The organism is Parvibaculum sp. (assembly GCF_030694575.1).
Classification (GTDB): domain Bacteria; phylum Pseudomonadota; class Alphaproteobacteria; order Parvibaculales; family Parvibaculaceae; genus Parvibaculum.
In genome coordinates this window covers 1-14,308 of record NZ_JAUYUS010000135.1, presented here as the reverse complement: position 1 = coordinate 14,308, position 14,308 = coordinate 1, and the positions used below count along the sequence as shown (strand labels likewise).

Sequence of the window (14,308 nt, the reverse complement as noted above, 5' to 3'; positions counted from 1 at the left end):
CGGGCGACAAGCGCCGTGGCGACATCGCCATGAGCGGCGCTTTCGATCCGCGCCAGCACGCGGCCTCCGGATTTGTCGGTTTCGATGTCGCTGAGACGGACCGGGCCCTGCGTCAGCGAGGCGAGCGCCGCGCGCGCGGCTTCCGCTTGCCGCTTCTCCTCCTCGCACTTCCCGCGAAGCTCCGGCGCATCGACGCCCGCGAGCCGCACATGCGTCTCGACCGTCTGGCCGAGCCAGATGCGGGCGCGCACGACCAGCGAATCGCCGTCGATCACGCGCACCACCTCCGCCTCGACCGGACCGGCCAGCCGCTCGGCCGCCTGGGCGAAGGGAGGGAACAAAGCCGCGAAAAGCACGGCAAAAGCGAGATACGCACGCATGATGGAACCGAAGTGGAGGTATTTAATCCGTTTGTGGACTTTATTCCTATAACGCCGATTCGGCAATATGCCGGCGGCGGCGATTGATCCAAACCCGGCCGGACCTCACCTGCACATCCCCCAGCGCGCCATTTCGAAGTGGAAGTGGTTGCCGTGGAGGGCGTTGTAGTCAGGGCCCAATACGGTGGAGAAGAGGCCGCAGGCGCCGTCATGAACTTCCGCGAGGAAGCGGCCTTCGGGGCTCTCCTTGCCCCAATCGCGCTCGACCGAGACGCTTTTCCCGTTTTCGAGATCGAAGCCCGCTATGTCGATGGCGTTGGCCACCGCATGGCCGCTGCGGCGGCCGCTCGCGGCGTGGTTCACATTGCGGCAGGCATAGGTGCCGAAATGACGGACGCGCGTCACTTCCGAGCCGAAATGCGTCTCCGCCGCCTTCGCCACGACATGACGCTCCCACATCAGGAGCGCCGCCGTGGCGGGGCAAGTGAGGCGGATACCGCCGCCATAAGAGATCTGCGACTGCTGGAGATAGAGGCCCCGGTCCATGCCGCAGCCTTCGGACGGCGAGGAGATGCTGTCGCGCCGCGCCTTGGCGCCGGATGCGCGGATGACGGACATGCAGATGTCGTATTCGCCCTCGAGCCCCTTCAGCTTCAGCCGGGTGACGAGGTTCGGCTCCTCGCGGATGTCGGGCGGGACGAAAGGGTTCCACGCATCCGGGAAATAGATGAAGGCAAACCAGCCCGCGAGGCCGAGGCCGCCGAGAAAAAGGAAGAAACGGAGAAACAGGCCTGCGACGGCCAGAAGGCGGCGGGTACGGGGCGAAAACCTGTCGTTCAAACTCTGTCCTCGGCCGATGCCCCCAAGCCCCGGCGAAGATCTAAATCGCGCGGGCGATCAAAAATCGCTGACGATGCCCTTCACTTCCCAGTCGCCGTAGCGCGTCGGCTCATGGCCGCCCCGGCCGTTGATTTCGCGCGGGCGCTTCCGGTCGGCCTGTGCAGCCCGGCGCTCCTCCGCCTCGGCGAGCGCGCGCTGCGCCGCGGGCGTCAGCGGCTTTCGCGGCTCCGGACCGGACTTGTCTTCGCCCTTTGTCATCACGCTTCCCGACTTATTGAACGGCACTCCCTGAGAATACATATAAGGCAGGCGCAAATCATGTTCCACTTCGGGCGCCGGAAACGAACAAGAGGTTTTTCAGGAAGATCATGAACACCGTCAAAACCGGGATGCTGCTCGCCGCCATGACCGCTCTCTTCATGGGGTTTGGCTATCTGCTCGGCGGTGCGGGCGGCGCGACGATCGCCTTTTTCGTCGCCGCGGCGATGAACCTCTTCGCCTACTGGAATTCCGACAAGATGGTGCTGCGCATGTACAAGGCGCGGCGCGTGGACGAGACGACGGCGCCGAATTATGTCGGCATCGTGCGGAAGCTCGCGCAGAACGCCGGCATTCCGATGCCCGCCACCTATATCATCGACAACCCGCAGCCGAACGCCTTCGCGACGGGACGCAACCCCGAACATGCCGCCGTCGCCGCGACGACCGGCCTCATCGCCACGCTGACGCCGGAGGAACTCGCAGGCGTGATGGCGCATGAACTCACCCATATCAAGAACCGCGACACGCTCATCATGACCGTGACGGCGACGATTGCCGGCGCGATTTCGATGCTGGCGAATTTCGCGCTCTTCTTCGGCGGCAACCGAAACAACACGGGCGGCTTCATCGGCACGCTGGCGCTGGCGATCCTCGCGCCGATGGCGGCGGCGCTGGTGCAGATGGCGATCAGCCGCACGCGCGAATATTCGGCCGATGCGGGCGGCGCGGAAATCTCCGGCAACCCGCTCTGGCTTGCGTCCGCGCTGCAGCGGATCGAGGAGGCGGCCCGGCGCGCGCCGAACGAGGCGGCGGAGGCGAACCCGGCGACGGCACATATGTTCATCATCAATCCGCTGAACGGGCGCGGCCGCGACAACCTCTTCTCGACCCATCCGGCGACCGCGAACCGCGTCGCCGAACTCCGCCGGATTGCCCAGGCGATGGGCGCGGCGCAGGGGCGGCCCTGGGGCTGAGCCCGAAGAGCCTTTGGCGCCCCGCTTTGAACGCGGGCGCGGATGTGCTTTAACCCGGCCCCATGAAGAAGCCACAGCCGAAGAAACCCGGAAAAGAACCGGCGCGCGACGAGCCCGGCCTTGCCGCGCGCGCGGGCGCCGCCGCCCTTCTCGACGCGGTGCTGAAAGAGCGCCGTCCCTTCGACGATGCCTTCACCGCCGAGACGGGGAGCGGGCATTTGCGCGACGCGACCCCGCGCGACCGCGCTTTCGCGCGCGCCATCGCGGCAACGGCCTTGCGGCGGCTCGGCACCATCGACCATGTGCTGGCGCAACTGATGGACCGGGAACTGCCGAAACGCGCCGGCGCGACACAGAACATTCTCCGCGCGGGCGCGGCCGAAATCCTTTTCCTGCGCGTCGCCGCCCATGCCGCCGTCGGCATGAATGTCGAAGCCGCCTCGCGCGACGAGAACGCACGCCACTTCAAGGCACTGGTGAACGCCGTGCTGCGCCGTCTCGCGCGCGAGGGCGACGCAATCCTCGATAGTCTCGATACGGAGCGTCTCGACACGCCCGACTGGCTGTGGAAGAGCTGGAGCGCGGCTTACGGCGAGGAGACCGCGAGACGGATCGCGCGGGCGCATTACGCCGACCCGCCGCTCGACATCAGCGTCAAGCGGGCGGAGGAGCGGAACGAACGGGCCGACGCACTCGGCGCGATGATATTGCCGACGGGGACGCTGCGGCTCGAGGATGCGGGACGCATCGAGGAGCTGCCGGGCTTCGGGGAAGGCGCATGGTGGGTGCAGGACGCCGCCGCCGCGCTGCCGGCGAAACTGCTCGGCGATGTGACGGGCCGCGACGTGCTCGATCTTTGTGCGGCACCGGGCGGCAAGACGGCGGAGCTTGCAGCGGCGGGGGCGCATGTGACCGCGCTCGACCGCTCCGCCCCGCGCCTCGAACGGCTGAAGCAGAACCTCTCGCGGCTCGGCCTCGACGCGGAAACCGTTGTAGCCGACGCAACCGCCTACGCGCCGGGACGGCAATGGGAGTTGATCCTGCTCGATGCGCCCTGCTCGTCGACCGGAACGGCGCGGCGCCACCCAGACGTATTGCATCTGAAATCGCCCGGCGACCGCGACAAGCTGGCGGCGCTTCAAACGAAACTCCTCGCCCATGCCGCAACGCTGCTCGCGCCCGGCGGCACGCTCGTCTATTGCACCTGCTCGCTGGAGCCCGAAGAAGGTGCGCGCCAGGTTGAAGACTTTCTCGCGGCGCACAAGGATTTTCGCCGCGAACCGATCGCGGCGGCGGAACTCGGCGGCATCGGCGAAATCGTCACAAATGAAGGCGATCTGCGGTCGCTGCCCTGCCATCTCGCGGAACTCGGCGGGATCGACGGGTTTTATGCCGCGCGGCTGCACCGCCTTCCGGCTGCCGGTTAGCGGTCACCGCAGAGAAAAGCAGGGCAATTTGACGAGGCGGCGGCGGGTGTTGCATTCTCCGCCTGCCAGACAGTCGCTCTTGCCGCCGGATTGTCTGTGCGTGAGGGGGGACGGCCGGCACAGAGCGTCATCATGACCGCGCCTGCAACCTGCATCGTTTGCGGGACTCACGATTTTACGTCGCTCGGGACAAAGGACAGCTACGACCTGTTCCGTTGCGGCGGCTGCAAGCTGGCCTTCGTTCATCCGATGCCCTGCGCCGATGAAATTGCCGCGATCTACGAAAAATATGTGCTGAACGACAGCTACGAGCGGCGCGCCCGCAGCAAGATCATCCGTTCGACGCGACGGCTGCGCCGCTACATGCATATGTCTCCCGGCAAACGTTTCCTCGACATGGGATGCAGCATCGGCACCGGCGTGGAAGCGGCACGGCGGCTCGGCTTCGACGCGCATGGCATCGACATCGACGAAAACAGTGTCGGGACGGCGCGCAAATTATTCCCCGGCGGACGATACCATGCAGGGCCCATCGCCAGCCTGCCGCCGGAATGGGGCCAGTTCGACTTCCTGTTTTCGGTGGAGGTCATCGAGCATTTGCCCGATCCCCACGCCTATTTCGAAGCGCTGGCACCGCGCGCGCGGAGCGGCGCGCTGCTCTATCTGACGACACCCGACGCGGGCCACTGGCGCGTGCCGAAAGACTTCAAGACATGGAATCACGTCTGCCCGCCGCAGCATCTTCTGTTCTTCAACAAGGACGCCATGCGCCGGTTTCTCGACCCGCACGGCTTCGACATCCTGAAGTTCGAGTGGAACCTGAAGCCGGGCCTGAAGCTGCTTGCGAGGAAACGCTGAGGGAAGCCGGCTCCCGGCCCCGCTCGTTCTTGCACCCCGGGAATCTAGCTGTTAAGCACTGATTCCGGGAATCCGGACGGCAAAAGCAGCCGGTGGACACATATCGCAAGAGCTTCCAGCCATGAGCGGCATCAAGATCGCCCCGTCGATTCTGGCCTCCGACTTCGCCCGTCTGGGCGAGGAGGTGCGCGCCATCACGGAAGCGGGCGCCGACTATATCCATGTCGATGTGATGGACGGGCATTTCGTGCCGAACATCACTATCGGTCCCGACGTGGTGAAGGCGATCCGTCCGCATTCCGACAAGGTCTTCGACGTCCACCTGATGATCTCGCCGGTGGACCTCTATATCGACGCCTTCGCAAAAGCGGGCGCGGACATCATCACCTTTCATCCGGAAGCCGGCCCCCACCCCCACCGCACCATCCAGGCGATCAAGGCGGCGGGCTGCAAGGCGGGGCTGTCGCTCAATCCGGGCACGCCGCTCGAACTGCTCTGGCCGCTCATCGACGATCTCGACCTCGTGCTCGTCATGTCGGTGAACCCCGGCTTCGGCGGGCAGAGCTTCATCGAGAGCCAGCTTGCGCGTATCGAAATCATCCGCAAGCGGATCGATGCGAGTGGCCGCGCCGTCGAACTCGAAGTCGATGGCGGCATCAATTTCGAAACGGCGCCGCGCGCCATCGCGGCCGGTGCCGACGTGCTCGTTGCCGGTACGGCGACATTCAAGGGCGGACCTTCCGCCTATGCAAAGAACATTGCGGCGCTGCGCGGCGGCGCCTGATACCGGGCGGCGAGCCACCTGACGGAAGGGCCGTCTTCCATGATCGAGACGCGGGCGAGAAGCGGACAGGACATACAGGGAGCGGGAAGGCGCCTGGCGTCGGGCAATCGCGCGATCGATCTTGCCGGCGCCGCCCTCATCCGCGCCCGCGACGCCGCGCTCGCCCGCGCCTTCAACACATGGGCCTACGGCCAGACGCTCCGCGGGCCGATGCCCGACCACATGGTGCTTTATCCGCCGGAACTGCGGCCGGGCCGCGCTTCGTCCGCGGACGCCCTGTTCCAGGGCCGCTGGTTCCTGCCGGGCGGACAGGTGCGCGCGCCGGGCGGCTCCTCGCCCTTCGCCGCCGACGCGCCGAGCGAAACCTGGGCGGAGGAACTGCACGGCTTCTCGTGGCTGCGCCATTTCACCACCGCGCACGAAGCGAACAATGGCGACGCCGCGCGCCAGTATGCGCAGAAGCTCGTCGCCGACTGGATCGCGACGGAAGGCAACTGGCATCCCGTCGCGTGGCGGCCGCAGGTGATCGGGCGGCGGCTCACCTCATGGGTCGCGAACGGCGCGCTCATCATCGACGGTTCCGAACTCGTCTACCGCTCGACGCTGTTGCGCAACATGGCGCGGCAGGCGCGCCACCTTGCCCGCGTGGCGGCGATCGCGCCGGCGGGCGAACCGCGCATCACGGCGGCGATGGGGCTCGCCTTTTCCGGCCTCTGCCTGTCGGAAGGCCACAAGCGTCTCGCGAAAGGCGTGAAGCTTCTCTGCCGCGAACTCGACCGGCAGATCCTCGCCGATGGCGGCCATGTGAGCCGCAACCCTTCCGCGCAGCTCTCGATCCTGCTCGATCTGCTGTCGCTGCGCGACGCGCTGACCGCGCGCCATATCGAAGTGCCGAAGCCGATCCGCGACGCGATCGACCGGATGACGCCGATGCTGCGCTTCTTCCGGCATGGCGACGGCAAGCTGGCGCTCTTCAATGGCTCGACCGAGGGGCCGGAAGGCGCGGTCGATGCCGCGCTCGAGCGCGACGACACCAAGGGCAAGCCCTTCGGCTTCGCGCCGCATTCGGGCTACCAGCGGCTGGCGGCGGGGCCCGTCAGCCTGATCGCCGATACCGGCACCGCGCCGCCCGGCGCCTATAGCCACGAGGCCCATGCGGGCTGTCTCTCCTTCGAAATGAGCGTCGGCCGCAACCGCATGATCGTGAATTGCGGCGCGACCAAGGTGCTCGGGCCCGACTGGGAAGCGGCGAGCCGCGCCACCGCCGCGCATTCGACGCTGGTGCTGAACGACACCTCGTCGGCGCGGATGCTGAAGGGGAAAATCTCGCGCACCCTGCTCGGCCCCCGCGTGATGGAGGGGCCCGTCGAGGTCGAGAGCCGCCGCAACGAGAACGAGGCGGGCGTCTGGCTCGATACCGGCCATGACGGCTATGCGGGGCTCTTCGGCCTCATCCATCGCCGCCGGTTGTTCCTGTCGGCGACGGGCGAGGATCTGCGCGGCGAGGACATGCTGGAAACGGCCCAGGCGCGCCGCCGCCCGAAACCCTGGAACCCGCTCTACTGGCACAAGGTGCCGGAAGACCCGGACTTCGCCATCCGCTTCCACATCCACCCGGATGCGCGCGTCTCGCTCGCCCATGACCGGACCAATGTGCTGGTGCTGCTGCCGAACGGTGACGGCTGGCAGTTCCGCGCCCGCTCCGGCGGCGGCGAATGCGAGATCGACATCGAGGAAAGCGTCTATCTCGGCTCCGGCGACACGACGCGCCGCGCCGAGCAGATCGTGGTGGCGGGGCGCGTCTTCCGGGGCGAGGCGCGCGTCAACTGGGCCTGGCGGCGGCTTTCGACCCGCAATGCGGGGCACCCGAAGCGCGAGGACGCGGAAGTGCCGGAACTGCCGGAGCTGAAGCTTCCTTCGGGGGAGTGACGCCTAATCCTCTTCTGCCACCCTCCCCCTGTGGGAGGGTCGAAATTTGCGCAGCGAATTTCGGGGAGGGGATGCAGTAGCGGACAAATATGCAGCCCTGAATTTTCGGCGACCTTCCTGACCCCTCCCCAAACGGCTTGCAGCCGTTTGACCCTCCCACAGGGGGAGGGTGGAAAAATGCCGCCATTTATTTTTTCAGCACCATCTGGCTTTGCGTGACGACGGCGCAGAGGCGGCCGTCGTTCCTTGTGATTTTCGTCTGCCAGACCATCAGCCGGCCGCCCTTGTGGAAAGCTTCGCAGGTGGCGGTGGCGGTGTCGCCCAGGGGCACGGGGGCGAGGAAGTTGGTCTTGCTCTCGACGGTCGTGGTGGAGGCGCCTTCGGGGAGATTGAGGACCGTCGCGACCGCCCCCACCGTGTCGGCGAAGGACATGATGGCGCCGCCGTGAAGGATGTCCGGGATGGTGCAAAGCTCCTTGCGGACGGCGAGCCTCGCCACCACAAGGTCCGGTTTTGCCTCGACAATTTCGATTCCAAGCAGGTTGGCGAAGGGGAGATAGGAGATGTCCATAAAGGGCTCTTTCCGTCGGATTGATGGCGATGGCCGAGCCTAACCGCCCGCCGCCGGTATTTCGATGACCTCTGAGGTAATGGACGGGGAGCCAATTTGCCGGCGCCAGCTTGGCGCCAACCGCCATTTCGTGCTATCGCCCGGCCCATCCCTCCCCTGCCCGCCAGACCGGAACCCGCGCCCCATGACCTCCTCCAAATCCCACCCCGAAGCCGCTGATATCCAGCGCGTCCGCCGCGCACTCTTGTCCGTCTCGGACAAGACCGGGCTGATCGACTTTGCCCGCGCGCTGCACGGGGCGGGGGTGGAGCTGATCTCGACCGGCGGCACGGCGAAGGCCATCAAGGACGCGGCGCTGCCGGTGAAGGACGTGGCGGACCTGACGGGCTTTCCGGAAATGATGGACGGGCGCGTGAAGACGCTGCATCCGAAGGTGCATGGCGGGCTGCTGGCGGTGCGCGACGATGCGGAGCACGCCGCCGCCATGAAGGAACACGGGATCGCGGGCATCGACCTCCTCTGCGTCAATCTCTATCCCTTCGAGGCGACGGTGGCGAAGGGTGCCGCCTACGACGAATGCGTCGAGAACATCGACATCGGCGGGCCGGCGATGATCCGCGCGGCGGCCAAGAACCATGCCTATGTGGGCGTGATCGTGGACGGTGCGGATTATGCGACCGTCATCGAGGAAATCACCGGCAAGGGCGGCACCTCGCTCGCGCTCAGGAAGCGCCTCGCGCAGAAGGCCTATGCGCGGACGGCGGCTTACGATGCCGCAATCTCCAACTGGTTCGCGGACGCGATCGGCGAGACGGCGCCCGACTACCGCGCTTTCGGCGGCTCGCTGAAACAGACGCTCCGCTACGGCGAGAACCCGCACCAGGTGGCGAGCTTCTACGTGACGGGCGAGAACCGCCCCGGCGTGTCGAACGCCGAACAGTTGCAGGGCAAGGAGCTTTCCTACAACAACATCAACGATACCGACGCCGCCTTCGAGCTGGTCGGCGAGTTCGACCCGAAGCTCGCGCCCGCCATCGCGATCATCAAGCACGCGAACCCCTGCGGCGTCGCGACGGGCGCGACGCTGGCCGATGCCTATCGCAAGGCGCTCGCCTGCGATCCCGTCTCGGCCTTCGGCGGCATCATCGCCGCGAACCGCCCGCTCGACGGCGAGACGGCGGAAGAAATCGCGCGCATCTTCACCGAAGTCATCATCGCGCCGGAAGCGGATGAGGACGCGCGCCGCATCATCGGCGCGAAGAAGAACCTCCGCCTGCTGATTACCCACGGTCTGCCGAACCCCGCCACACCCGGCCTCTTCTACAAATCGGTCGCGGGCGGGCTGCTGGTTCAATCGCGCGACAATGGCCGCGTCGATACGCTCGACCTGAAAGTGGTGACGAAGCGCGCGCCAACGGCGCAGGAAATGGAAGACCTCAAATTCGCCTTCCGCGTCTGCAAGCATGTGAAGTCGAACGCGATCATCTATGTGAAGAACGGCGCCACGGTCGGCATTGGCGCCGGCCAGATGAGCCGCGTCGACTCAGCGCGCATCGCGGCGCGGAAAGCCCAGGACGCAGCGGAAGCCGCCGGCGAAAAGACGCCCGCCACCATTGGCTCGGTCGTCGCGTCGGACGCCTTCTTCCCCTTCGCCGACGGACTGCTCTCGGCGGCGGAAGCGGGCGCGACGGCGGTCATTCAGCCGGGCGGCTCGGTCCGCGACGACGAGGTGATCGCGGCGGCGGACGAAAAGGGCCTCGCCATGGTGATGACGGGGATGCGGCACTTCCGGCACTGAGGCCGGAAGGACGCAACGTCAGATCTTCACGATCTCCACCGCGACGCGGCCATGCAGCGCCGTGAAGGCGATGTAGCGGTATTCGACGCCATGCTCGGCGACGAATTCCTTCCAGGCCCGAAACTCGTGTTTCTGCCAGTTCGGATAATTGAAATACTCGTCGAACTTGATGATCGTGCCGGGGCGGAGCCGGTCCTTCATCAGCGCGAGCACGTCGCGCGTCGATGAATAGATGTCGCAATCCATGTGAAGGAAGCCGACCGGATCGGGATGTGCGGCTTTCCAGACCGGGATCGTGTCGCTGAACCAGCCTTTGTGCAGCTCGACATTCTTCGGCACTTTCGGGAGCGTGCCGCCACGGTCGAACGTGCCCGCCGCTTCCGTATGCCCCGACCAGTCTTCCGGCAGGCCTTCGAAACTGTCGAAGCCGTGAACGGTGCCCTTGTAGACCGAGGCAATTTCGGCGATCGAGCCGCCATCGGCGACGCCGAATTCGAGCACGGCGCCCTTTGGTGCATTCTTCACGCAATATTTCAGCATCTTCGTTGCGTCTTCGAAGATGATCGCGTCGGCCATATGCGCTTCCGCATAATCCGCCGATTGCGAGCGCGCGCGCATCTGCAACTCGTAGAGAATGTTGCGGGCGAAATATTTGTAATAGAAGCGGCGGACGAGCCGTTCCGAAAATGATTTCTTCGCCATGAGCGCTTGCCCCTCCTGAATGCGCGGCCGAAGCCGATGGATAGCCTTCCTCCCGCGAAAGGGCAACGGGCTCAGTGAACCACGGCGGCCGAACGTTCTTCCTTCACCATGAAAAGACCGGCAAGGCCTATCAATATCAGCGGCACCACGACCATCAATCCATAACGCTGGTTCTGCGTCGCCTCGGTGACGATGCCGATGAGGAGCGGCGCGATCCACGCCGTCGCCTTTCCGACCAGCGCGAAGAGGCCGAAGAACTCCGTCATCATTTCCCTCGGCGCGATGCGCGCCATCATGGTGCGGCTCGACGCGATGACCGGGCCGACCATCATGCCGAAGAGACCGACGGTGAGCAGGAAGAGCTGCTGCGGCAGCGTGGTGAAGGCGCCCGCATCGGCGGCGACCGGAATTTCGATCACATAGAAAATCCGGTCCCTGTCGAAGGAAAGAAGGATGAGGAAGGTGACGATGACGCCGACAAGCGAGCGGATCAGCGTCTTCTTCGAGCCGATCTTCAAATCCACCCAGCCGCCGACAAAGGCACCGAAAGCCGCGAAGAGCGTGACCCAGATGCCGTAGACCGCCATCTCCATCGCGCCCCAGCCGAAGAGCGAGGCGGCGAGAATGCCGCCGAAGACGAAGATCGCCGTCATGCCGTCGTAAAAGAGCATGCGGGCGGCGAGGTAGATGCCGACATTGCGGAAGTGGCGAACGGATTTCAGCGTCTTCCAGAGGCGGAAGAGACCTTCCTTCGCGGCCTGGCGGCGGCTGAGACCGCGCCCTTCCTGATCCGGCACGAGGAAGAGAAGCGGCAGCATGAAGACGACGAACCAGAGGCCGGAGATCGGCCCGACGATGCGGTCCGTCTCATGCGCTTCCTTCGAGAGACCGAAGAGCGGCTGGTCGGGAATGAAGGGCGCGCTGACTTCGCCCGGCAATTGCAGAAAGAGCAGCACGAGAACGAGCGCGACGATGGCCGCGAGCTGGCCGACGCCGATGCCGATGCCGGAGAGCAGGCCGATGCGCCGGTCGGACGCGATGGTCGGCAGCATGGCGTTCGCGAAGATGATGGTGAGTTCCATGCCGATCGCCGCGACGACGAGCGCGAGCGCGACGGGGAGCAGCGGCTGGCCCGGCACCGCGAACCAGAGACCGAAGCAGCCGGCGGCGCAGAAGAGCGTGGAGAAGACGATCCACGGCTTGCGCGGGCCCGCCGCATCCGCCATGGCGCCGAGAAGCGGGCTCATGAGTGCGATGGAAATGCCGGCCGCCGCCTGCACATAGCCCCAATAGGCCTGGCCCTGAATGGGGTTCGCGGCGAGCACCTGCGTGAAGAAGGGCGGAAAGAGAAAGATGGTGATGAGCGAGAAATAGGTCTGGTTCGCCCATTCGTAGAGCACCCAGGCACCCTGCGCGACATTGGACGCAGGCTCCCCGCCTCCGCCCTCATGCGGCGGCCGGAGCTCCGGCACCGCCCCCTCGACAATTGCAGCACTCAATCGACCGCCTCCGCGCGCTCTTCCTTCACGAACAGCATACCGGCAAGTCCGAGAACGAGAAGCACAAGAATCGACGCGAAGCCGAGCCGCTGGCTCTGGAAGTAATGCGTCGCGACGCCGACGAGCAGCGGCCCGAGGAAAGCCGTCGCCGTTCCCGACAGCGCATAGATACCGAAGAATTCCGACATCTTGGAGACAGGCGCTATGCGCGCGAGCATCGTGCGGCTGTTTGCATAGGCCGCCGTGATGCAGATCGCGATGATGATGACGACGATCAGATACATGAGTTCCGGCAGCGTGGCGAAGAAGGGCAGATCCCAGATGGGCGGCGTGGTGGCCGCGTCATAGGGGATGAAGAAGAAGATTTCCGTCGGCGTCATCGAGATTGCGAGCACGAGGCCGATACAGGTGCCGCCGATGGACACGAGGATGGCGCGCTTCGAGCCGAACCTGTCGTCGAGCCAGCCGCCGAAGAAGCCGCCGCCGACCGCGAAGACCGACAGCACGATGCCGTAGACGGTGAGCGTGAGCACGCCCCAGCCGAAAATTCCCGCCGCATAGACGCCGCCGAAGACGAGCACGGCCGTCTTGCCGTCATTGTAGAACATGCGTGCCGCCAGATAGATCGCGATGTTGCGGTAGTGGCGGAGCTTCTTCACCGTGCCGACGACCGAGCCGACTCCGCGGCGGATGGCGGTGGCGACAGGCACGCCCGCGCCCGTCACATCCGGCGTCCAGAGGATCAGCGGCAGCGAGAAGACGAGCATCCAGACGGCGACGATGGGCCCGGTGATGCGGCTGTTTTCATGCGCCGCAGCGTCGAGGCCGAAAAGCGGCGCGGCGGGTACGAAGCTCCAATCGACGGCGCCCGGCAGCACGAAGGCCCAGAGCATGAAACAGAGAATGAACAGCGCGCCCGCATTGCCGAGCGCGAGGCCGAGGCCGGAGAGAAAACCGATCCGCTCATGCGGCGCGACGGCGGGCAGCATGGAATTGTGGAAGACGGCGGAAAACTCGAACGCGACCGCAACCAGCACGATGAGTGCCGCGATGGTGAGGATGGAAAGTCCTTCGCCGCCGGGCATCGCCCACCAGAGCAGGAAGATCGCCGGCACCATGACCGCGATGAAGAACGCGATCCAGGGTTTACGCTTGCCGCCCGTGTCGGCGATGGCGCCCAGCACCGGCCCGAGACAGGCGATGAAGAAGCCGGCAATGCCGTTGATGTTGCCCCAGATGGCCTGGCCGCGAACCGGATCGCCGACGACGGTGTTGGAGAAGTAGGGCGCGAAAATATAGATGGTGACGAGGATGACGTATGGGTTGCGCGCCCATTCGAAGATCGCCCAGCTCCACTGGCCGAGCCCGCTGGCGGCGTGGTCGCCGGTGGCGGAGAGGAGTTGCGCGCTCGCCTGACCCGGCACCTGTACGCGGACCGGCTCGTCCTCGAGCCTTTCATCGACGGCATCCACTACGCGAACCTCCCCCTATACCGGCCCTCTTGAGGCGGAGCCAAGGCGCGCAGTGGAGCATGAACCGCCGTATCAGGGAAGTATCGGAACCCTCAGGCGGCGGCGCCGCAGCACTTCTTGTATTTCTTTCCCGAACCGCAGGCGCAGGGATCGTTGCGGCCGATCTTTTCCACCTGGCGGGGGCGCACGCCCATGATGCCGTCGACATACCACCAGCGGCCGTCCTGGCGCTTGAAGGTCGCCGTCTCGTGATGGACGCGCTCGGCGCCGTCCTGCCGGTAATGGGCGACGAACTCGACGACGCCCCGGTCCTCGCCCGGTCCGCCGCCTTCGGTGTGGCGAACCTCGAGCCCGGTCCATTCGCTGGCGGCCGCCCATTCGGCGGCGCCCTTGGCGTCGAAATCTTCCCGCGTGCCGGGCAGCAGCGTTTCCTCGAGATAGGCGATGTTGCCGGTGGCGAAGGCCGAATAGCGCGAGCGCATCAGCGCCTCGGGCAGGGGCGGCAGTTTCGCACCCGTGAGATAGGGCTCGCAGCAGCTCGCAAAGGCGAGGCCGGAATTGCAGGGACAGGTGGCGGTACCTGAAATCATGGAAACACCTCTCTCCTGTAGCGGACCACAAAGAAAAAGCCGCCTCTTGGGCGGCTTCGAAAATTGGAGCGGGCGAAGGGATTCGAACCCTCGACCCCAACCTTGGCAAGGTTGTGCTCTACCCCTGAGCTACACCCGCATCCGATGACGGCAGCCGGAGCCCCGTCCTTATGAGGGCCGTGTTATGACCCATCGCCCGGCCCTTTGCAAGGGGGAGATGCGG

General features: G+C 65.7%; 14 protein-coding genes and 1 tRNA gene. 6 read left to right on the top strand and 9 right to left on the bottom strand.

Going from position 1 to position 14,308, the window contains the following annotated elements; translation table 11 throughout:
• The 3 genes from Q8S60_RS18935 to Q8S60_RS18925 all read right to left on the bottom strand — a co-directional run.
• On the bottom strand, positions 1-380 hold a 380-nt coding region (locus tag Q8S60_RS18935), incomplete at its 3' end, for a thermonuclease family protein (RefSeq protein ID WP_305668780.1).
• A gap of 105 nt (positions 381-485) precedes the next feature.
• Positions 486-1,220, bottom strand: coding sequence for an extensin family protein (locus Q8S60_RS18930; protein ID WP_305275188.1), 735 nt, complete (start codon positions 1,218-1,220; stop codon positions 486-488).
• A gap of 57 nt (positions 1,221-1,277) precedes the next feature.
• Complete coding sequence (locus Q8S60_RS18925; RefSeq protein WP_305275190.1) at positions 1,278-1,478, bottom strand: DUF1674 domain-containing protein; 201 nt, start codon at positions 1,476-1,478, stop codon at positions 1,278-1,280.
• Positions 1,479-1,588: 110 nt separating this feature from the next.
• Here Q8S60_RS18925 and htpX point away from each other — a divergent pair, with 110 nt between their 5' ends.
• The 5 genes from htpX to Q8S60_RS18900 all read left to right on the top strand — a co-directional run bounded on the left by htpX (position 1,589) and on the right by Q8S60_RS18900 (position 7,453).
• Positions 1,589-2,455 (top strand): zinc metalloprotease HtpX, encoded by an 867-nt coding sequence (gene htpX, locus Q8S60_RS18920; protein WP_305275192.1) that lies wholly within the window; start codon positions 1,589-1,591, stop codon positions 2,453-2,455.
• A 62-nt stretch (positions 2,456-2,517) separates the two neighbouring features.
• Positions 2,518-3,882: an RsmB/NOP family class I SAM-dependent RNA methyltransferase gene (locus tag Q8S60_RS18915; RefSeq protein WP_305275193.1), complete on the top strand. Its 1,365-nt coding sequence runs from the start codon at positions 2,518-2,520 to the stop codon at positions 3,880-3,882.
• 132 nt (positions 3,883-4,014) lie between these two features.
• The gene (locus Q8S60_RS18910; RefSeq protein ID WP_305275195.1) at positions 4,015-4,740 is read left to right on the top strand and encodes a bifunctional 2-polyprenyl-6-hydroxyphenol methylase/3-demethylubiquinol 3-O-methyltransferase UbiG; all 726 of its coding nucleotides are present in this window, start codon (positions 4,015-4,017) and stop codon (positions 4,738-4,740) included.
• A gap of 121 nt (positions 4,741-4,861) precedes the next feature.
• Positions 4,862-5,524, top strand: a complete 663-nt coding sequence (gene rpe, locus Q8S60_RS18905) for a ribulose-phosphate 3-epimerase (RefSeq protein WP_305275197.1) — start codon at positions 4,862-4,864, stop codon at positions 5,522-5,524.
• A 39-nt stretch (positions 5,525-5,563) separates the two neighbouring features.
• Entirely contained in the window at positions 5,564-7,453 is a 1,890-nt protein-coding gene (locus tag Q8S60_RS18900; RefSeq protein WP_305275199.1) for a heparinase II/III family protein, read from the top strand.
• A gap of 187 nt (positions 7,454-7,640) precedes the next feature.
• On the opposite strand, the gene Q8S60_RS18895 is transcribed toward Q8S60_RS18900, so the two are convergent.
• A complete protein-coding gene (locus tag Q8S60_RS18895) occupies positions 7,641-8,024 on the bottom strand; it encodes a PaaI family thioesterase (RefSeq protein ID WP_305275200.1) in 384 nt (127 codons plus the stop codon).
• Between the two features lie 184 nt (positions 8,025-8,208).
• Between Q8S60_RS18895 and purH the strand changes: the two genes are divergently transcribed.
• Positions 8,209-9,822, top strand: a complete 1,614-nt coding sequence (gene purH / locus Q8S60_RS18890; protein WP_305668779.1) for a bifunctional phosphoribosylaminoimidazolecarboxamide formyltransferase/IMP cyclohydrolase — start codon at positions 8,209-8,211, stop codon at positions 9,820-9,822.
• 18 nt (positions 9,823-9,840) lie between these two features.
• Here the strand turns inward: purH and Q8S60_RS18885 are convergent, their stop codons facing one another.
• The 5 genes from Q8S60_RS18885 to Q8S60_RS18865 all read right to left on the bottom strand — a co-directional run bounded on the left by Q8S60_RS18885 (position 9,841) and on the right by Q8S60_RS18865 (position 14,224).
• Positions 9,841-10,524 (bottom strand): TylF/MycF/NovP-related O-methyltransferase, encoded by a 684-nt coding sequence (locus Q8S60_RS18885; protein WP_305275203.1) that lies wholly within the window; start codon positions 10,522-10,524, stop codon positions 9,841-9,843.
• Between the two features lie 71 nt (positions 10,525-10,595).
• Positions 10,596-12,023: an MFS transporter gene (locus Q8S60_RS18880; protein ID WP_305275204.1), complete on the bottom strand. Its 1,428-nt coding sequence runs from the start codon at positions 12,021-12,023 to the stop codon at positions 10,596-10,598.
• Positions 12,020-13,495 (bottom strand): MFS transporter, encoded by a 1,476-nt coding sequence (locus Q8S60_RS18875; protein WP_305275207.1) that lies wholly within the window; start codon positions 13,493-13,495, stop codon positions 12,020-12,022. Before Q8S60_RS18875 ends, Q8S60_RS18880 begins: the two co-directional genes overlap by 4 nt.
• A 92-nt stretch (positions 13,496-13,587) precedes the next feature.
• The gene (locus tag Q8S60_RS18870; protein ID WP_305275208.1) at positions 13,588-14,085 is read right to left on the bottom strand and encodes a YchJ family protein; all 498 of its coding nucleotides are present in this window, start codon (positions 14,083-14,085) and stop codon (positions 13,588-13,590) included.
• Between the two features lie 64 nt (positions 14,086-14,149).
• A tRNA-Gly gene (locus Q8S60_RS18865) sits at positions 14,150-14,224 on the bottom strand.
• Between the last annotated feature and the right edge of the window lie 84 nt (positions 14,225-14,308).